General features: G+C 62.2%; 13 protein-coding genes, 1 tRNA gene and 5 pseudogenes. 11 read left to right on the plus strand and 8 right to left on the minus strand.

The features are described from left to right. The first annotated feature begins 94 nt into the window (after positions 1 to 94). Entirely contained in the window at positions 95 to 508 is a 414-nt protein-coding gene (locus C4900_RS11490) for a TolC family protein (RefSeq protein ID WP_170132529.1), read from the plus strand. 60 nt (positions 509 to 568) lie between these two features. Then, a pseudogene (locus tag C4900_RS16720) lies at positions 569 to 712 on the plus strand (IS5/IS1182 family transposase); the annotation flags it as partial. Between the two features lie 151 nt (positions 713 to 863). Here the strand turns inward: C4900_RS16720 and C4900_RS11500 are convergent. Continuing rightward, positions 864 to 1,694 (minus strand): annotated as a pseudogene (locus C4900_RS11500) (IS5 family transposase); the annotation flags it as partial. Between C4900_RS11500 and C4900_RS11505 the strand changes: the two are divergent. Together C4900_RS11505 and C4900_RS11510 are read left to right on the plus strand one after the other, a co-directional pair. Beyond that, positions 1,638 to 2,774, plus strand: a complete 1,137-nt coding sequence (locus C4900_RS11505; RefSeq protein WP_114283508.1) for an ABC transporter permease — start codon at positions 1,638 to 1,640, stop codon at positions 2,772 to 2,774. The pseudogene C4900_RS11500 and the gene C4900_RS11505 overlap by 57 nt on opposite strands. Further along, on the plus strand, positions 2,774 to 3,886 hold the full coding sequence (locus C4900_RS11510) for an ABC transporter permease (RefSeq protein ID WP_114283126.1): 1,113 nt from the start codon (positions 2,774 to 2,776) through the stop codon (positions 3,884 to 3,886). Before C4900_RS11505 ends, C4900_RS11510 begins: the two co-directional genes overlap by 1 nt. A gap of 715 nt (positions 3,887 to 4,601) precedes the next feature. Here C4900_RS11510 and C4900_RS17360 read toward each other — a convergent pair. Beyond that, positions 4,602 to 5,050 (minus strand): annotated as a pseudogene (locus tag C4900_RS17360) (Fic family protein); the annotation flags it as partial. Between the two features lie 266 nt (positions 5,051 to 5,316). Between C4900_RS17360 and C4900_RS11520 the strand changes: the two are divergent. From C4900_RS11520 to darG, 5 genes and pseudogenes are all read left to right on the plus strand, one after another. After that, entirely contained in the window at positions 5,317 to 5,514 is a 198-nt protein-coding gene (locus tag C4900_RS11520; protein WP_065971238.1) for a type II toxin-antitoxin system antitoxin, read from the plus strand. After that, positions 5,511 to 8,625: pseudogene (locus C4900_RS11525) on the plus strand (anti-phage-associated DUF499 domain-containing protein). The gene C4900_RS11520 and the pseudogene C4900_RS11525 overlap by 4 nt, the downstream one beginning before the upstream one ends. A gap of 2 nt (positions 8,626 to 8,627) precedes the next feature. Beyond that, positions 8,628 to 9,257, plus strand: a complete 630-nt coding sequence (locus C4900_RS11530) for an anti-phage-associated DUF3780 domain-containing protein (protein WP_114283510.1) — start codon at positions 8,628 to 8,630, stop codon at positions 9,255 to 9,257. 8 nt (positions 9,258 to 9,265) lie between these two features. Further along, the gene (darT, locus tag C4900_RS11535) at positions 9,266 to 9,907 is read left to right on the plus strand and encodes a type II toxin-antitoxin system toxin DNA ADP-ribosyl transferase DarT (protein ID WP_170132575.1); all 642 of its coding nucleotides are present in this window, start codon (positions 9,266 to 9,268) and stop codon (positions 9,905 to 9,907) included. 18 nt (positions 9,908 to 9,925) lie between these two features. Further along, entirely contained in the window at positions 9,926 to 10,984 is a 1,059-nt protein-coding gene (gene darG / locus C4900_RS11540) for a type II toxin-antitoxin system antitoxin DNA ADP-ribosyl glycohydrolase DarG (protein WP_114283128.1), read from the plus strand. Between the two features lie 168 nt (positions 10,985 to 11,152). Here the strand turns inward: darG and C4900_RS11545 are convergent, their stop codons facing one another. Beyond that, the gene (locus tag C4900_RS11545; RefSeq protein ID WP_114283512.1) at positions 11,153 to 11,752 is read right to left on the minus strand and encodes a type IV toxin-antitoxin system AbiEi family antitoxin domain-containing protein; all 600 of its coding nucleotides are present in this window, start codon (positions 11,750 to 11,752) and stop codon (positions 11,153 to 11,155) included. A 137-nt stretch (positions 11,753 to 11,889) separates the two neighbouring features. Here C4900_RS11545 and C4900_RS11550 point away from each other — a divergent pair. Beyond that, positions 11,890 to 12,039, plus strand: a pseudogene (locus C4900_RS11550) (DUF2188 domain-containing protein); the annotation flags it as partial. Positions 12,040 to 12,334: 295 nt separating this feature from the next. On the opposite strand, the gene C4900_RS11555 reads toward C4900_RS11550, so the two are convergent. Continuing rightward, positions 12,335 to 12,410 (minus strand) — tRNA-Ala (locus C4900_RS11555). A gap of 332 nt (positions 12,411 to 12,742) precedes the next feature. Here C4900_RS11555 and C4900_RS11565 point away from each other — a divergent pair. Next, on the plus strand, positions 12,743 to 15,268 hold the full coding sequence (locus C4900_RS11565) for a sensor domain-containing protein (protein WP_065971241.1): 2,526 nt from the start codon (positions 12,743 to 12,745) through the stop codon (positions 15,266 to 15,268). Between the two features lie 22 nt (positions 15,269 to 15,290). On the opposite strand, the gene C4900_RS11570 is transcribed toward C4900_RS11565, so the two are convergent. From C4900_RS11570 to C4900_RS11585, 4 genes are read right to left on the minus strand one after another with little or no spacing between them, the layout of a single operon-like run. Beyond that, positions 15,291 to 16,643 (minus strand): sigma-54-dependent transcriptional regulator, encoded by a 1,353-nt coding sequence (locus C4900_RS11570; protein WP_170132530.1) that lies wholly within the window; start codon positions 16,641 to 16,643, stop codon positions 15,291 to 15,293. Further along, positions 16,640 to 17,470 carry a two-component system sensor histidine kinase NtrB gene (locus C4900_RS11575; RefSeq protein ID WP_170132531.1) on the minus strand — a complete coding sequence of 277 codons (831 nt, stop codon included), beginning with the start codon at positions 17,468 to 17,470 and terminating at the stop codon, positions 16,640 to 16,642. The genes C4900_RS11570 and C4900_RS11575 overlap by 4 nt, the downstream gene beginning before the upstream one ends. Positions 17,471 to 17,490: 20 nt before the next feature. Next, entirely contained in the window at positions 17,491 to 17,997 is a 507-nt protein-coding gene (locus C4900_RS16075; protein WP_170132532.1) for a hypothetical protein, read from the minus strand. Further along, on the minus strand, positions 17,994 to 18,845 hold the full coding sequence (locus C4900_RS11585) for a phosphate/phosphite/phosphonate ABC transporter substrate-binding protein (RefSeq protein ID WP_065971243.1): 852 nt from the start codon (positions 18,843 to 18,845) through the stop codon (positions 17,994 to 17,996). Before C4900_RS11585 ends, C4900_RS16075 begins: the two co-directional genes overlap by 4 nt. Positions 18,846 to 18,899: the final 54 nt, after the last annotated feature.

Consider the following 18,899-nt stretch of genomic DNA (forward strand, 5'->3'; position numbering starts at 1 on the left):
GCGTATCCTGTGCGGTATGTGGCCCGCGGCGTGCAGCCACCCGCCGGTCCGACACGTACGTTTCATTTTCTGTCACAAGACAGTACGATGGCTGATGGGCCTCAATTCTCTCCGCGGCGCGCTGGCGATCTGCGTGTGCCTTGCGATGACCGCTTCGCAAGGGTACGCCGAGGACCTGCTGTCGGCATACCATGAGGCCGTGGCGCACGATCCGGTTCTTGCAGAGGCGCGGGCGCGTCTCGCCGAGGATCGCGCGGGATTGCCGGCCGCCCGATCCGCCCTGTATCCCCACATCGGCGCGGCAGCCAGCGTTGGCGGTAACCGCGCGCAGGTGACGGGTATCGGACTGCCGATCCTGACGGACTACCTCTCGGATAGTTATAGCGTGACCCTCACGCAACCGCTGTTCAATGGCCAGGCGCTGAGCGCCCTTGGCGTCGCCCGCGCGCGGCTGCGCGCAGGCACAGCCGGGCTCATCCAGGCACAACAACACCTCAGGCACCTCTGATTTAGTCCCTATATACAAGCCGTTATGGTAAAATGGCGTAAGTTAAAACGGATAAAATCCATGCGCCAGCTCACCTTAGCCACCGGTACCTTCGAGACCCACAGGAAACCCACCCGTCGCGAGAAGTTCCTAGCGGATATGGAGAAAGTGGTGCCATGGCAGGATCTTTGTGCGGTGATCGCACCCTATTACCCTAAGGCACGTCTGATCTAATCCCTCATTTCCACAGACGCAGGGTGCCGGAACGAGAATCCGCCGGGGCGGGAAGGAAAAACGCACCGTTCTGCGCCCTGATGGGGCTTTGTTTGGTCGTTCGGGAAGCCTTTTGTGGCCCGAGATCCAATTTCCGGACGGACTACGCCCTTGTGGGTCGCAAAAGCCGTCGGCGCACGAGGTAGAGGTTGGCCAAGGCGCAAGTGACGAACAGGCGATGGGCGTTCTTCTCAAGACCCCGGTAGCGAACCTTGGTGAAATGGAAGATGCCTTTGATGACACCGAAGACATGTTCGACGCGGCTGCGGATTTGGGACTTGATACGGTTACGAGCGCGCTCAACCTCGTTTACCACGCCTTTGTACCGATACCGGCGGTTGGTGAGGTCGCGCGCCTTCGGGGCGTGTTGCCGGAGGACATCGGTCTGACCTTGGTAGGCCGAGTCGCCCCATACTCGGGTCTCGCCGCCATGGAGGAGATCGGGGAGGATGGTGGCGTCATGGACGTTGGCGGCAGTGGCGACCACCGCATGGATGACCTTGGTTTTGCTGTCGACGCCGCCGATATGGGCTTTCATGCCGAAGTACCACTGATTCCCCTTCTTGGTCTGATGCATGTCCGGATCGCGTTTCCCCTCTTTGTTCTTTGTCGATGAGGGCGCATTGATGATCGTGGCGTCGACAATCGTGCCTTGGGTGACCTTGACGCCTTGGGATTCCAGATGCCGGCGGACCTCCCGGAAGAGTTTCTTCCCGAGATGGTGTTTCTCAAGCAGATGACGGAACTTCAAGATGGTCGTTTCATCCGGCACCGGCTCCCGGCCGAGGTCGATACCCACGAACCGGCACATGGAGACCGATTCATACAAGGCCTCTTCCGCTCCCGGATCGGAGAGGTTGAACCACTGCTGGAGAAAATAGATCCGGAGCATGCGCAAAAGCCCCACCGGCGGCCTACCGTTCTCGCCCTTAGGGAGGCTCTGCAAATTCTACGCGATCCGTCGTCGATTGCGATCGCGTTCGTCATGCCGTTCGTTCTGCTGCTGCTCTTTGGCTACGGCGTATCCCTCGATGCGCGACACGTGCCCATCGCGCTCGTCGCCGCCCACCCGACGGCACAGACCAGCGGATTGTTTTCCGGGTTTCGGCAGTCGCCCTATTTTCGGCCGCGAACCTATGCGGACATGGTCGCGGCACGCCGCGCGCTCATGAAGGGCCGCGTCGACGCCATCATATGGTTGCGGCCGGATTTCACGCGCAAAGCCCTGGGCGGCGGGGCCGCGCCCGTTGGCGTGACCGCGAACGGTGTCAACGCCAATAATGCACGCATCATAGAAGGCTATATCCAGGGCGTCTGGGCATCCTGGCTGGCGGCGCAGGCGCGGGCGCGAGGCCAGCCCCTCGTTGTGCCCGTTGACGTGCGCAGCCGCGTCTGGTTCAACCCGGCCCTGCGCAGCCACGACTACCTGGTACCCGGGCTTATCGCCGTCATCATGACATTGATCGGCGCCCTACTCACCGCGCTCGTGGTGGCCCGCGAATGGGAGCGGGGTACCATGGAGGCACTCATGGCGTCACCGGCGACCATCACCGAAATCCTGGTGGGCAAACTGGTCCCGTATTTTTTTCTCGGCATGGGCGGTATGGCGCTTTCCGTGGTGATGGCCATCGTCGTCTTCGCGGTCCCGCTGGTTGGCTCATTATGGGTGCTGTTCCTGTGCGCCGCGCTGTTTCTGCTGACAGCACTCGGCATGGGCCTGCTCATCTCGACGATTGCGCGCAATCAATTCGTCGCCGGCATGATCGCCCTGGTCACGACCTATCTGCCGGCCTTCATCTTGTCGGGATTCATATTCGACATCCACTCGATGCCCTGGCCGATCCGCATCCTCACACACATCATCGCCGCGCGCTATTTCGTTTCGACACTGCAGACGCTGTTCCTCGCCGGCGATGTCTGGCCCGTCATCGCCCGCAACATGGCGGCACTCGCCGTGATCGCGGTCTTTTTTCTCGTGACGGTCGCGCGCATTTCGCATAAGAGACTCGACTGATGGACTGGTACCGGGTGCAAGCCCTTGTGGTGAAGGAGTTTTTGGCGCTTTTGCGTAACAAGGCCAGTCGCATGGTTCTGATCGGCCCGCCCGTGATTCAGCTCATCGTCTTCAGTTACGCGGCGACCTTCAACCTGCACAACGTCCCGATCGCAATCTACAACGAGGACGCGGGCGCGGCGGCGCACCAGCTGATCGCGCGGTTCCAGGGATCGCCCTATTTCTCCATCGAGCGCATGCCAAAAAGCGGGAGACGGATAAGAGACATCATCAGCGACAAAAAGGCGCTTTTGGTCCTGCGCATCGGGCCGCGATTTTCCCGGGACCTGGTATTGCACAGGACCGCGCGCGTGGAGGTCCTGGTCGACGGCCGGAATTCGAACACCGCCCTCATTGCACTAAGCGACGTCAACGCCGTAATCCAGGCCTTCAGTGTCCACTGGGCGGGCACGCACGGCTGGCGCGCGACGCCCGCCATCCTGGTGACGCGGGCATGGTTCAATCCGAACCTGCGATCCCGCTGGTTCATCGTGCCCGGCGTGGTCGGCCTCCTGACCCTTGTGGTGGCCCCGCTTGTGACGGGCCTCTCGGTCGCCCGCGAGCGGGAGGCCGGAACCTTCGACCAATTGCTGGTGACGCCGCTTGGTCCGTGGGAGATCCTGCTCGGCAAGGCGCTCCCTGGATTCCTCATAGGCAGCCTCGAGGCCACTTTGATCATCGTGGTGGCGATCCTGTGGTTTCGTGTGCCGTTCATGGGCAGCGTCCTGGCGCTCTATCTCGGACTCTTCCTTTTTCTGTTGGCGGCGATCGGCGTGGGTCTCGCCATATCCTCGGCCTCGGCAACGCAGCAGCAGGGCCTGCTCGGGGTCTTTCTGTTCCTGGTGCCGGCCGTGATCCTGTCGGGATTTGCAACCCCGATCGCCAATATGCCGTTGCCTGTGCAATACCTCACCTACCTCAATCCGTTGCGCTACTTTCTCATCATCCTGCGCGGCGTGTTTCTCGAAGGCGACGGCATCGCCATCCTCTGGGCACAATACCTCCCTCTCATCGCCATCGGCCTTGTCACCATGACCATCGCCACCTGGCTCTTTCGCCGTCGCCTGACGTAGTGGGGACAGGCGCCCCCGCCGGCGCCACACGAGGTTCGATCGCGCGGTCGGGGCCCAGGCCGCGCTCGCGGGAGAAGGGGCGAGCGACCGCCCCGGTATCGGCGCCGGTTTGACTCGGGTGGATACGTGCGGGGCCCACCGCCAGCCCCGTTATCCCCTTAACGCCAGGTCGCTGTCCTGGTGCTCAAAAGCGCGCCGGTCGTCCTGAATTTCGCGCGGCTCTCCCCTGCCATACGGTCAAGATCCCGGTGATCGCGGGTATCAGGCGGCGCCGAGCCAGTGCAGCGGAAGCGGGGCGCTGCAGCCGGTTCGTGCAGGCCTTCATGGAGCGCGGTCGGCCTTGCGGTCGCACCGGCCATGGCGCCCATACCGAAACCGCACCGTGAGCAATGGTCCGGACGGTAGTGCGTCGGAGCGTGCGCCCGGGCGTCCTGATGCCGGGAGAGCAAGGAGATGCGGACTCCAATCTGGTGGCGGCAACGGAAAGAACTACAAGCACTGCGACCTGAAAAGGCCTGAGGCCCAACCCCGGGTGCGCGCGCCGGTTCAGAGGGCGCCGGACGTTGCGGACCGCGCCTTCCACTCCGTGATCGATCTGATCCACGGGCCGCCGGGACGAAGCCGGGAAGGTGGCGCACCGGTTGCGGGAGGACTATCCGGAGGTCATCGACGGCCACGAACGGCTGGCGATGGTATACGAGGCGCGCGGCGAGATGTAGAAGCGTTGCGCGCTGCCGTCGGCACAGGCCAGGAACAGAACGCCCACGGCACAGGCGATGCGCCCGTTGCCATCGTCGAAGGGGTGCGGCGTCACGAACCACAGGTGCGCCAGCCAGGCCTTGATAATCATCGGCTCACCGACTTCCTCATTGGCCTGCGCCAGAAATCGCGCCGTCTTGACGAGGGGCACCTCGGCAGGCGGCGCCCGAAAGGGGCTCTTGCACCGCCCCATCGGAGCGGAGATGACCTGCAGCGGCCAGGCGACATCGTCGCGCACTGACCCATGGTGAGCTTGTTCATACCCGAGTAGCCGGTCAGGATCAGCGCTGCATGCCAGCCGAACAGGTACTCGGCGGTCAGCCGGGCGGCGGCGTGGGAAGTGGCGTCGAACACCATCTCGACCACGCCTTCGACGTGCCGATCGACCGGAGCCACTGCGCCGATGTAGCTTTCTAATACTTCGTACTAGCTTGCACCAGGGTGTCCGCTTAGTTCTTTGGCGGAACAGCGCGTTCATAGGCACGCCTGCTGCTGCCCCGAGGTCACAATGCTCATTCCTCCCGCCACTGACCGTCACATGCTGCGCGAACCGCGCTCGCCAGCTATCGGCAGGATGGTAGGCGAACACGCAATTCCCATCCTCTCCGCATTGCCGAAGTCAAGTTTATACTGTAAAATGCAGTACATTTACAGTGGTCTCGGGAGAGGCTATGGCCAGCATCAAGACTGCCACGCTAACCTTTCGCATCGACCCCGGACTGAAAGAAGCGCTTCGCATTGCGGCGGATCAGGAACATCGATCCATAGCGAATATGGTCGAGGTTTTGATCAGGGACTACTGCGACCGAAGCGGCATCGCGATTCCGTCCTCCGAGGAAACCAAGAACAACAACGCGGTGCGTTCATGATCAAGACGGTCAAGCACGCCTGCCGGTTCAACCCGATCATCCGTGACGATCGGAGGAGTCAGGGGATCGAGAACCTCGCGGATCTCATCAATGACGCGGATGATAGTCGCAAGTTCTTCTCGCGCAACTACGTCACTCGCGGGATGGATCCACTTTCGCGTGAGAGCTTACTGCGCCCGTCCGGCAAGTCCAACCAAGGCGTCTTCGAACTGACGCAGGCGATGGGCGGCGGTAAGACGCGCATGATGATCGCGCTTGGCCTACTTGTGCACCATCCGCATCTGCGCAAGAACGTCCTGCCCGCCCACTTGGCCTCACGCATTGGGTTCGGCCACGCGCGTATTGCTGCGCTCAATGGCCGCCACAGCCCCGAAAACTACATCTGGGGTGAGATCGCCACCCAGTTCGGCGTCGCAGAAGCGATCAAGCCCTACTGGGCGAACGGGCTGAAAGCGATCGATCAGCTTGTTTGGAAAGCAATCATCGCCGACAAGCCGACGCTGATCCTCCTGGACGAGCTGCCGCCTTACCTCGACAACGCCAGCACGCAAGTGTTCGGTCAGGGCACGCTGCCCAACATGGTTGTCTACAGCTTGACGGGCACCGCACTGGAGCTGTCCAACTGCGCCATCATGGTCGCCAACCTTTCGGGTAGTTACAAGGCCCAGACCAAGGCGCTGGCCAACGCCATTTCCAACTTGCAACAGGAAACCCGTCGTCAGGCGACGACTATCACGCCGGTGCAACTGACGGGCAATGCAATCTACGAAATTCTCAAGAAGCGCCTCATCGTCGAACTGCCGGACGAGCGCGTCGTCTCCGACATCGCGGAGAACTACGCGCAGCAAGTCAAGAAGGCCGAGGACAGCGACTACATCGTGGCCAGTAGCATTGAGCAGATCGCCGAGCACGTCAGGGAAACCTATCCGTTCCATCCGTCCTTCAAGAATCTCGCCGCGCTGTTCAAGGAGAACGAAGGTTTTTGCCAGACCCGCGGCCTGATGCAATTTACCGCGCGCCTGCTCAAGAGCGTGGACGAGCGCGAATCCGACGATGTTTTTCTCGTCGGCACACAGCACCTCAACCTCAACGACGATCAGGTCAAGGACGAGATTGAACGCATCGCGCCGAAGCTGATGCCGGCAGTGACGCGGGACATCGCCGACAGCAGCAACGCCATCGCGGAGCACATCGATGTCGAGTTGGCTGGCGATGCCGCGCAGCAGGTCATGACCTTGCTGCTGGCTTCCAGCCTGTCGCGCGCCGTCGGCGGGCGAATCGGCCTGTCCGAAAGCGAGCTGATCGAGTTCCTTGCCGTACCACAGCGCAAGCCAGACGAACTCCTTCAAGCATTGCAGCGCCTGCGCGAATCGGCGTGGTATCTCCACCGCGAAGAACAACGCTTCTTTATCAAGGAAACCGAGAACCTGTCGCGCCAGATCGAGCGCAACACCAAAGAGGTTCCCCAGCCCAAGGTCGATCAGGCACTCATCAACCGCCTCGCGGGCATCCTCGATCCTGACCGCAAGGTCGCCTATCAGGACATGCAGCTGCCCAAGCTGGATGAACTCAAGATCGGCGGCCCGCGCACGCTGATCGTGATCAAGCCCGACGGCAAGGTACCGCCCAGAGAATTGCAGAATTTCTTCGACTACCAACAGGAGAAGAATAATCTGCTGGTACTGACGAGCCAAGACAGCCTGCTGGCCGACGCGGTGGAGGAACGGCTACGCGAGCCGTACGCCATCGAGCAGATTCACAAACGCCTCAGACCCGGCGACACCTTGTACGAGGAGGCTGGCGGCCGCCTCGAAGAAGCGGAGGATCGCTTCGGCAAGGCGCTCTCGGCGGCCTACAACTGTTTGTATATCCCCGTCAACGACGCGACGAGTGGCCGTGACGTGCTGGGCAAGGTCCCCATCTATCAAGGTCTCAAGCTCGGCCAAGGTGATCAGTCCGCCGCAACGCAGATCGAGAAACTCCTGTCCAGTCCGCGCGCCGACTACAAGCTCGTGGCCGAACTCGGCAAGGACCGCCTCGACGAATACTGCGTACAGACTGAGGAGTACCTGTGGCCGTCCGCCAAGGACAATCGCCGCACGCCCTGGAAGGATATCGCCACCCGCGCCGAGTGCTCGCCCATCTGGCCGTGGATGCCGGGCGCTGGCGGACTGGACACCCTCAAGACCGAAGCTCTGAAGCAAGGCTCCTGGCGCTTGGGCGAGAACGGCTACATCGATAAGGGGCCATTCCCCAAGGACAAGGCCACCGTCAACCCCTCTGTCATCAACGTCAAGCCGGGCTCAGGCGAAACGGTCTTGGGTCTTACGCCGCGCCACGCGGGCGAAGGCCCGATTGTCTATTGGTCAACCAAGTCCGACGTATCCGACATAGATCACAAGGTCGCGGATCTTGAGAACTTTGCCGCCGGTGAGGGCACCGTCTACTTCATGGTGAAGGGGCCGACAAGTTGCTACGAAAGCAGCCCTGCCACGCGCTGGCTCGCCGATCTCAAGATTCGTCATCACGTAGAGCCTGCGGCCGACAAGCCTCGCATCGTCCTGGCGGCCACCCCACGCGCCGACTTCTTCTACACTTTGGATGGCTTCAACCCTAAGGACGGCACCCGCTACAACGGGCCGCTCAAGATCGGATCCGCGAGCTACCGCGTGCTGGTGTTCGCCCGCGCGGGCGAAGCCAAAAAGATGGCGGACTTCCAGATCCCCGCTAGTGGGGACAAGACAGGTCATATCGTGGACAGCAGGCCCGCGCGCCTGCAAAGAAAACGTGTCGCTCTCGACACGACCGGCCGCATCTTAGGCGTCATAAACCGTTTCCGCGATCAACTAGGCACGCGATTCAAGGGCGTGCGCGTCGAAATTGGCTAAGGCAAAAACACCGTGACCGTTCGATTCCAAGAGCGCGAAGTCACGGCGGCCATCATCGAAGGCGTGGTCAACGGCCTGCGCGAAGTGTTGGGCGAGCCCGAGGCGTTGATCAACATCGCCATCGCCGATGGTGTTCACTTCGATACCGGCTTCGCGCTCAAAGAATTCGCCAAGCTCGCCGGGATTGAATTGAAGCCGGGGAGACGTGAGTCAGGAGGATTGAGGATGGCGCTAGCCAAGGCCGCAGCAAACACCGAATCACCCAAGGCGCGCGCGCAAGTGCCGCACACACTGGGCTTCGCTGTGCCTGCGACCTCCGACCCGCATCACTTCAAGGTCGTCATCCCCAAGAGCAGCACCGGCAAGGTTCAGATCAGCGAACACCTCGGCTTGCAGGCCGCCAGCGCCGACAGCGCGGTCATCGACCGCGTTCTGCTGGAACGCCCTCGCTGGACGGCCATCCGCGCCGAGGTGCAACGAGCCTTCAACGCGCGCTTGTCCGCGCACAGCTTGAAGCCCGGTGCGTGGAAGGTCGGTGACACCCCAGTGGATCGCCTGCTCGGCAAGGAACTGTGCGTGCTGGCGTGGGCGGTCGAGCAGATGGACACGGAGAAGATTCCGGTCGCCGTCCGCAACTGGCTGGCTCTGCGCCCGGAAGAACGCTGGTGGCTCTTCGGCATGACCGCGATGAGCACGGGCGGCCTCATGGACGCGGGCAAGGGTTGGCGCGCCGCCTTAAAGGACGCCTTGGGCGACGTGGCGCAAAGCGAATGGCTCGCCCCGCGCGCGCGCAGCAGTAGCCGTGGCAAGGACGACCCCCGTCCCTCGCTTGACCTGTTCGGGGACGAGACATAATGAACGCCGTGCTCGTGCCGCCGCGGCCGAAGATCTATCACATCGCCCACGTGGATCGTCTGCCTTCTATCGTGGCCGATGGTTTCCTCTGGTGCGATGCAGAGGTTGTTCGGCGGGCGCCTGCGGGCACGACCATCGGCATGAACAGCATCAAGCTACGGCGCTTGAACGAGCTGCGTCTCAGCAGCTATCCCGACCTGCACGTTGGCGACTGCGTGCCATTCTATTTCTGCCCGCGCTCCGTGATGCTCTACCTGATCTACCAGGGCAACCATCAGGAGTTGACCTATCGAGGTGGGCAAGGGCCGATCCTGCACTTTGAGGCCGATCTGCACGCCGCTGTCGCATGGGCCAACGCGCAGCCGGCGCGCTGGGCATTCACAAACTCGAACGCGGGATCACGCTACTTCGAGGACTACGACGATCTCGCGCATCTGGGCAAGATCGATTGGAATGCAGTGCAGGCGCTCAAGTGGGTGCAATGCAAGGAAGGCAAGCAAGCGGAGTTCCTGCTGGAGCACCGCCTCCCTTGGCACTTGGTCGAACGCATCGGTGTTCATTCGGCCACCGTCTACGGCCAAGTGGTCAACGCCCTTCCGACGCACGGGCATCGGCCCACGGTCGAAGTTCGCGCGGACTGGTATTACTGAACTGAGAGGAGCACAGCCATGATCGAGTACACCTCGGGCGACATTCTCAAATGTGAGGCTGACGCACTGGTTAACACTGTCAACTGCGTTGGCGTTATGGGGCGCGGTATTGCCTTGCAGTTCAAGAACGCCTTCCCAGAAAACTTCAAGGCTTACGAGGCCGCCTGCAAGTGCGAGGCCGTACAGCCGGGCCGCATGTTCGTCTATGAGACGGGCCAGCTCACGCCGCCGCGATTCATCGTGAACTTCCCCACCAAGCGACACTGGCGCGGCAAGAGCCGCATTGAGGACATCGAGTCGGGCCTTGCCGATCTCGTCAAGGTCATCTGCGACAAGGGCATTCGCTCCATTGCCATCCCGCCGCTGGGCAGCGGCCTGGGAGGGCTGGACTGGAACGAGGTGCGCCCTCGTATCGAGCGTGCCCTGACGGGTCTTGCCGACGTGCAGCTGTTGGTGTTCGAACCCAGCGGCGCGCCGGCCAGCGACAAGATGTCCCACGTTCGGAAAGTGCCCAAGATGACGGCGGGCCGGGCGGCTTTGGTTGAGCTCATTCAACGGTACCTCGGCGGCTTGCTCGACCCTTTCGTCACCCTGCTGGAAGTCCACAAGCTCATGTACTTCATGCAGGAAGCCGGTGAGCCGTTGCGGCTCAATTACCTAAAGCACCACTATGGTCCCTACGCGGAAAACTTGCGCCATGTGCTGCGCGCGGTCGAGGGCCATCTGATCGCGGGTTACGCCGACGGCGGCGACACGCCCGACAAGCCCCTGAGCCTTGTGCCGGGCGCTGTGGAGGAAGCCAAGAACTACCTCGACCAGCATGAAATCAGCCGCGTCCGCTTCGAGCGCGTCACGCGCCTGGTCGAAGGTTTCGAGTCACCCTACGGCCTGGAGTTGCTGGCCACCGTGCATTGGGTGATGAGCCGCGAAGGCGCGACCCAACACCACAGCGTGGTGCGTCAGGTCTATGACTGGAACGCCCGCAAACAGCAGTTCACGCCCCGCCAGCTCGCCATTGCGGAAGAACGGCTGAAATCGCTGGGCTGGCTGTCGCCCGGACCGGTGGCGACCCATTGAAGAAGAACGCGCGATGCGTGCAAAGACAATAACGACAACGCTCACACCGCTGGCACTAAAAGATGCGCCCGCATTGATCGAGACGATATTCCCGGCGCAGAAGATTTCGTTCAAGGCGCACAGTGAACGCAAGGCGGTCGCGGACAGACGCACGGATGTTGCGGGCACTCATGTCAGGCTATCCAGGTAGGGGCGCATCACGTTGGCCACGCGGCAGATCCTGGCGTAGCGCCAGATGTCGTCACTGATCATCCGTTTCCCGCGCCAAGCCTCGCGCAGCGCCTCTAGGGCGATATCGAGACCGATCTTGTTCCGGTACTTGAAGCAGTCGGCGACGGTCTTCGCCACGCCCGTGATACGGATGGTCACGCCACCCACCACATGTTCCTCCACGCCCTCAGTGAGTGCTGCACCGGAGAAACGCACAATCCGTAGTGGCGGGAAGTCGAGTTTCGGCGCAAGGGACTTGTTCTCGATGGCCAGCCATACCTCGAAAGGAGCCTGGGTGGTCAGACCATGAAAACGCAGTGCCGAGAATAGGCAGACCACGCCTTTGGGCACTCTGCGCGCCACCTCGGCCAGTGATCCGTGGGCCGAGACCTCGCGCCCGGGCAGGCCATACAGCCCTCGCCCGACCCGCTCCAGTTGCCCGCGTCGGACAGCACGTGTCAGGGAAACCCGGGGGATTCCCATCGAGGCCAGATCACAGGGGCGGATCAGCCCTTGGGATCGCACGAGATCAATCAGCCTCTCGGCAGTAGTGCCCATGTCATGAATGTCCATGTCGTGCATAGTGTTGCATAACATAGGTAAATGTCAATAACTGCCGATGAATCGGAACAGGCGTGCCCGCGCACGCCACCCGACATCGATCAGGGCACAGGGTTCTCTGAACACCGACATTCACCTCCATCCACGACACGCAGCGAGAGGCGATTGACTGTGCGCGGGACATCGCCATAAACCCGCAGAATGAGATACTTATCCAGGGGCGTGATGGCCGGATCCGTGAGCGCAACGGCTACGGTGATGATCCGTTCCCGCCAAAGGGCTGACGTTGAGGCTGGCCTCGCGCGTTTGCTATTCTAATTTGCTCGTGCAAATCCGCGAGCCAACCATTCCCATTGGCACACGCACAAGTGGTTGACGAACAACACCGTCTGCGTGTGCCACGGCGAAGAAGTTGGCGCAGGTTTTGAGAGAAGATAGCGCGGAACAGGGGCGAACCGGGCGGGTCATGCCACCCGTGCCCGCGACGGTTGGCACACGTAAAACGGCCCGGAAGCCCGCGTGGTGCGCGGAACCCGCAAAGGAAAACGCCCAACCGAGAACGGTTGGGCGCTGAAATAGTGGTGGAGCGGAGGAGGATCGAACTCCCGACCTTCGCATTGCGAACGCGACGCTCTCCCAGCTGAGCTACCGCCCCAGTGGCCGGCATTGTAAAGGACTCCGGGCCGGGAGGGAAGTTACCAACGACGGCCGTCCGTCCCTAACCAGGCGCCGCCCTTAAATAAGGGCATCGCGCTATGAATGGGGCGGGGGCTTAAGCCAGTCGTGCGCGCCTTGCTCTGCTCGCTCCCTATGTGGCCCGGGGGCGGCGGCGCCATCATCCATCCGGCAAAGAGGCCAACACTCGCCTGCTGTGTGTCTATACTCAGAATCAGGGCGCATGTCCGCCCGTCGGGTATCGTGAAGACCGCCACACCGGTCTCGGTCTCCAACGCGGGCTGAGAACGTGGATAACTATAAGGGGGCCCTATGCGGAAGGGCAATATCGGTCTGCAGGGTAAGCTCGCATTCTTGATGGCCTTCAGTACGGATGCGGTGTTCGTTCTTGACGACCGAGGCATCATCCGAACCACCAATCCCGAGGCGGGCCGGATTCTGGCCTGCGACACAGCGACCCTGGTCGGGGCCAGCCTGCGCGCCTGGCGTACCGATACCCCCATCCGCCCACATCCGGACAGTACCCGACCGGATAGCCTGTGTTACAGCGCCTTCTTTAGGCGCCGCGGCGGTGACACTTTTCTGGCGGACGTGAGCATCGCAAGCGTGGTTGAGGAGAGCGAGCGTACCTATGTCGCAATCCTGCGCGACATGAGCTGGCACACCGAGGCGGCTTACACACAGAGTCTCGCCGCCGCGGTCTTCGATAACAGCATGCAGTCCATCATGGTCACGAACGCCGCCAATCGTATTGTCGCGGTAAACGCCGCCTTTGAGCGCCTTACCGGCTATAGCGTCTCGGAGGTGATAGGCCGGTCTCCGAACCTTCTGCAATCCGGACGCCACGACAAGGCCTTTTACGCAGACTTGTGGCACGCTGTACTCACAACCGGCCACTGGCAGGGCGAGATCTGGGACCGGAGAAAGAACGGTGAGATATTCCCGGAATGGCTCACCATAAGCGTCGTACGCGATGATTCGGGGGCCATAACGCACCACGTCGGCATATGCCATGACATCACGGAACGTAAAGAGTCGGAGGAACGCCTGCGTCATATGACGGACTTCTACTCGGCGCTCTGCCAAGTCGACCACCTGGTCGCCTGCCGCACGGATCCACAAGCCCTTTTCGAAGGCATATGCCGCACTGCGGTGGAATACGGACATCTGCAGCGTGCATGCATTGCCGTGATCGAGCCGCATGCCGCCACCGCGCGGATGGTCGCCGCCTTTTCCCACGCCAAAGAGGACATGGTCTTGCCGCCCGAAGAGACCGTACTGATGCTCTCGCAGAACGCCATCCGGACTGGCGAAATCATCGTACGGCAAGAGGGTGGGGGCACGGTTGGCGGACACGTACGCCCGTTGGGCGCATCGGCAAGCCTATCGGCGGGCGCGCTCCCCTTTAAGCGAGGCGACCGCGTGTACGGCGCACTCTGCGTCTTTTCAGACGAGGCCGCCTTTTTCGACAACGATCTTCTGCATCTCTTGCGACGCATCGCCGAAGATATCTCGTTTGCGCTCGACGGCTTCGATCAGGACACGCTTCGGCAGGCCGCCGAATCGCGCGCCCATTACCTCGCGCAACACGATATCCTGACCGGCCTCTACCGACGCAATATGATTGAAGAGGCGATGGGCCGCCAGCACGCGCAGGGGTCGCAAGCGAATACGGTTTACAGTCTCGGCCTAGTCGACCTCGACCACTTCAAGATCATAAACGACACTTACGGCCACGCGGTCGGCGACGAGGTCCTCATCCATACCGCCACGATCCTGCGCGGGGCCATGCGTCACGGGGACATCGTGGGGCGCTGGGGTGGCGAGGAATTCCTGTGCCTGCTCCCCGATACCAAGCCAGACTCAGCACTTTATGGTATGGAGCGTATCCGCGAGCAGATCGGCCATACCGCGATTTTCGCCGGCGATCAGGAGATTCATGTGACCGCCAGCATAGGCGTGGCGTCCTTCCCGGTCGATGGCCAGACCATAGTCGAGCTCATGACTATGGCCGATGCCGCGCTCTATCAGGCCAAGCAGGAGGGTGGGGACCGGGTTTGTCGAGCTGGCTCAAGCCCCAACATCTTTTTGATCGGCGGACAGATCGAGGAGGCCCTGAGCCATGATCGGGTCGTGGCCGCCGCGCAGCCCATCGTGTCTTTGAAAGACGGGGTAGTGGTCGCAGACGAATCCCTGGCGCGACTGATCCTGCCGAATGGAACGGTCCTGGACGCTACGCAGTTCATCGAGGCCGCAGCGCATCTGGGCCAGTTGCAACGCATAGATCAGGCAATCATAGCCCAAGCCATGCGCCGCTGCGTGGAACGCGTCAAGGCCCATCACGCACCCATACTGCATTTCGTGAACGCCTCGGCAGGCCTGCTCGCGCAGGCCCAGACCCTCGCCGCTCTCCTGCAGGGCGCCCGGGAACAGGGCCGCGATACCGGACTCACCCGCGACTGCGGGACACCATTTGTCATCGAGATCACGGAACGGGCCATGCTCCGCGACCGCAAGGCGGTAAGACGTCATCTGGAACCGCTGCTCGAGTACGGCTTTCGCGTGGCGCTCGACGACTTCGGGAGTGGCTACTCGTCGTTTCTGTATCTGGCCGACTTCCCGGTGTCCTTTCTGAAGATCGAAAAAGAGCTCGTAACGCGCGTCACCTACGAAAAGCGCATGGCGGCCATCGTCCGCGACATCGCCCATCTCGGTCACGATTTGGGCATTACCACCATAGCCGAGGGCATAGAGGGCGCGGATACCGCCGATGCCCTGCTCGCGCTCGACATCGATTGGGGCCAGGGATTCCACTTCGGATCCCCGACGCTCACGTGATGACCGCTGGCAGGCGATTGGCCTAGGAGGTCTTGCTGTCGCGCACCCGCCGCCACACCGTGTTTTTCCCGACCTGCAGGATCTCGGCGGCCTTGGCCTGGTTGCCTTGCGTACGTTCCAGAACGTAGGCGAGATACTGACGCTCCAGCTCCTCCAGGCTCACGAGGTCCTTCATCTGGGAAAAGAGCGGGGGGCCTGAGTCGCCGGCGCCCTGATCCAGGCGGATATCATCCGCATCCAATACCTCGGTATTACCGGCCAATGTCAGGCTGCGCTCGATCACGTTTCGGAGCTCGCGCACGTTGCCGGGCCATTGCCCCTGACCCAGTTTGCGCAAGGCATCCAACGTGATGTGCGGAACCGGACGGCCGGCCTTGGCGCAATAGCGCTCCACGAAATAGGCGGTCAGCTCCGGGATGTCGTCGCGACGGTTGCGCAGAGGCGGGACCGTGAGTGGCAGGACATTCAACCGAAAATAGAGGTCATCGCGGAATACGCCCTCGCGCACGAGCGTGGCGAGGTCCCTGTGGGTGGCGGCAATGATGCGCACGTCGACCTTACGTCCGACGTTGGCCCCCACCGGCCGAATCTCCTGTTCCTGCAGGACACGCAGGAGCCGGACCTGCAGCCCCGGCGAGATGTCACCGATCTCATCTAAGAAAAGGGTGCCCTTGTGCGCCTCCTCAAAGAGCCCGCGACGAGAGCGGTCGGCCCCGGTAAAGGCCCCCTGCACATGCCCGAAGAGCTCGCTCTCCAAAAGCTGCTCGGACATGGCCGCACAATTGACCGCGATGAATGAGCGCCCCTGGCGATTGCTACGATCATGGATGGCGCGTGCCACCAGTTCCTTGCCAGTCCCGCTCTCGCCCTGAACAAGGACCGGGAGGTCCGACAAAGCGACCCGATCGAGCGAGGCAAAGATCCCGGACAGACCGGTCTCCTCACCGATCACAGCCGTCTTCTTATCGGCGCGCAGGCGCGAACGCAAGGTCTGGACCTCACGCTTCAATTGCCGCCTCTCCAGGATCGAGCTGATCCGCAGCAGCAGCTCCTGGGTCTCCACCGGCTTCATCAGATAGTCGTCGACCCCCACGCGCATCGCCTCGACCGCCGAAGGCACGCTGGCATAGGCCGTGACAATCAATACCCCGATGTTACTTTGCAGGGCACGCACCCCCTGCGCCACCTTGAGACCATCGTCGTCATGGACGAGCTTCAAGTCAGTGATCACCATGTCGAAGCTCTGGGCCGCGGCCTGCGCCAGGGCCGTCTCCACCGAGCCCGCACACGCGACCGCATAGCCTGCGCGCTCGAGCGTGCGCGCCAGGATCTTCAAGAGTGCCTGCTCGTCATCCACCAAGAGTATGTCGGTCACGGCCCCTCCCGCATGATGGCGAATACGACCATGGCACCCGGGGACAGATTGGTGATGGTAACCCAACCGCCATGGGCATTGGCAATGCGGCGTACCAGCGCCAATCCAAGCCCCGTACCCTCGGCCTTGGTCGTATAAAAGGGCGTGAACAGGCGCTCCGGGCTGCCCTGAACACCAGACCCCGTATCCGTCACCTTGATATACACCCAATCCTCTTCGACCGCGGTCGCGATCGTAATGGTGCCAGGGCTCTTCATAGCATCCGCACTATTCAAGAGCAGATTCCACACCACCTGCCGTATCTGGTCGGCATCGAACGACACGGGCCCCAGAGACTCGGCCATCTCCATCCGAAACACATGCCGGTGCTCCCGGTTCAACGTCAGATCATACATCTCCACGACCTGGGCCACGACTGCGTTTAAGTCTCCCGGCTCTCGCAAGGTCTCAGCGGGGCGCGTCCATTTCAGAAAATTCTGCAGTACGGCATTCAAGCGGCGCGACTCGTCGCGGACGATCGCCACGAATTCGTGCCGCTCGCTGTCCGAGACACCCTTGTCATCCACGAGCAGCTCGACACCGCTTACAATGCTTGCCAGGGGATTGCGGATCTCGTGGACGATCGCCGCCGCAGTCTCGGTCAGGCACGCCAGGCGCTCTGATTCCGCCTGCTTGTGGCGTTCGATATCAGCCTGGCGGCGGGCGCGCGCGAGCCGGGCAAGCATGGCGTTGAAGGCCTCGCTCAAGACCCCCACCTCGTTATGGCGCCGCACCTGCACCCGCCGCTCCTCGTCGTCATGGCCGCCCAGCCGCTGGACATCGCGCATGAGACCCTCGAGGTCGCCAGTCAAGTGACGCGACAACAGCCAGCCGGCGCCCCCCCTATGATCAGCGCCGCCAGGGTCAGCAATAACCCGGTGTCGCGGGCCGCGGCCATCTGCTGCGACACACTTGCCCGCGACAGGCTCAAGGTGACGAGACCCACCGAATAGCGGCCCACGCGGATGGTATGGCGGACCGTAAGCCATCGGCGCTGGAGGTGCGCGGGCCCACTCCGCTCGAGAACGACTCTCTGGGCATTGGTGATGCGTACGCGTCGCACCCCGGACTTGTGGAGTGCGTAGCGCACGATTTCCTGGAGCGTCCCGAGGTTCTCGGTGAGCACGGCATTGCGCGAGGCGATCGCCACCATGCGCGCGAGGCTCTCGGCATTCTTGTGCAGGACGCGGTCCATGGTGCGCTCCTGCCCTTGGACTACAATGATCACAAGCGTCAGCATCAAGACGAGATGTACGAGCGTAATGGAGGCGACGACCTTGAAACGAAAGGTCTGGTAGTAGCGTAAAGGCTTCATGGCCGGCGCGGCGCCGCGCAGGGATTCAAGACGCGCGGAATATTCGCGTATTCGCGAGGGCTGGCGATGGCAAATCCCGCCGGTATGTGCATGCGCCGCAGGATCGCGCGCCCCGCCACGCTCCCGGTCAGCCCGATGAGCGCGTTCTGCAGGGCCTTGACGGTTGCAGGCGCCATGGTATCGCGCACCGCGATCGGCATCTCCGGGCCTGGGGCCGTGCGCGCCACGATGCGCACCTGGGCACGTATCGCCGGCGGCTCCTGATCGAGCGACCACGGCCATGTCCCGCCCAGATCCACGAGACCGCGCGCCACCGCCAGGATCACCGAGTCCTGGCTACGCAGATAGACAGGCCGCATCTCGGTGTCCACGATCACGCCACGCGCCCGCAGATACTCTTTTACCATCAAGGTGGCGGCGAAGGCGTCGGGATCAGGGAATGCGATCGAACGGCCTGCCAGGGAGCGTGGCGTCAAGGGCCCAATGTGGCGCCCCTGGCGGGTGATGAGCAACCCGATGAAGGGTACGCCCTTGATGCGCGCCACCGCACGGTAACCATGCAGCTGACGGTACAGATAGGGATTCAGGAACAGCACGTCATAGCGCCCCTTCTTGGCGCGCGCCATGAATCTCTGGAAATCGGGGGCCGTCGCGAACACGATCGGACGGTGCAGGGCCTTCGCCAAATGCGCACACAAAGGGATAAAAAGCCGCGCCAGGGCTACCGGACTTTGCAGCGGCAAAACCCCGAAGCGCAGCGGTTGCGTGCCCGCAAAAGCCCCGACAGGCCCCGCCAGGAGACCCAATACGATGCAGCGCGACCAAAACGGGCGACGCGCGCTTACCATCTTACAGTCGAGACCGGACAACGCATCCGCTATAATCGCCTACGAAAGCCACGG

This window comes from Acidiferrobacter thiooxydans (assembly GCF_003333315.1).
Lineage (GTDB): Bacteria > Pseudomonadota > Gammaproteobacteria > Acidiferrobacterales > Acidiferrobacteraceae > Acidiferrobacter > Acidiferrobacter thiooxydans.

Bases quoted from the DNA above. Each gene is read 5' to 3' on its own strand.
- C4900_RS11585 (WP_065971243.1), bottom strand. From the start codon at position 18,845: ATGGTAAGCGCGCGTCGCCCGTTTTGGTCGCGCTGCATCGTATTGGGT.
- C4900_RS11490 (WP_170132529.1), top strand. From the start codon at position 95: ATGGGCCTCAATTCTCTCCGCGGCGCGCTGGCGATCTGCGTGTGCCTT.
- C4900_RS11545 (WP_114283512.1), bottom strand. From the start codon at position 11,752: ATGGGCACTACTGCCGAGAGGCTGATTGATCTCGTGCGATCCCAAGGG.
- C4900_RS16075 (WP_170132532.1), bottom strand. From the start codon at position 17,997: ATGAAGCCTTTACGCTACTACCAGACCTTTCGTTTCAAGGTCGTCGCC.
- C4900_RS11520 (WP_065971238.1), top strand. From the start codon at position 5,317: ATGGCCAGCATCAAGACTGCCACGCTAACCTTTCGCATCGACCCCGGA.
- C4900_RS11510 (WP_114283126.1), top strand. From the start codon at position 2,774: ATGGACTGGTACCGGGTGCAAGCCCTTGTGGTGAAGGAGTTTTTGGCG.
- C4900_RS11565 (WP_065971241.1), top strand. From the start codon at position 12,743: ATGCGGAAGGGCAATATCGGTCTGCAGGGTAAGCTCGCATTCTTGATG.
- C4900_RS11575 (WP_170132531.1), bottom strand. From the start codon at position 17,470: ATGCGCGATGTCCAGCGGCTGGGCGGCCATGACGACGAGGAGCGGCGG.
- darG (WP_114283128.1), top strand. From the start codon at position 9,926: ATGATCGAGTACACCTCGGGCGACATTCTCAAATGTGAGGCTGACGCA.
- C4900_RS11530 (WP_114283510.1), top strand. From the start codon at position 8,628: ATGGCGCTAGCCAAGGCCGCAGCAAACACCGAATCACCCAAGGCGCGC.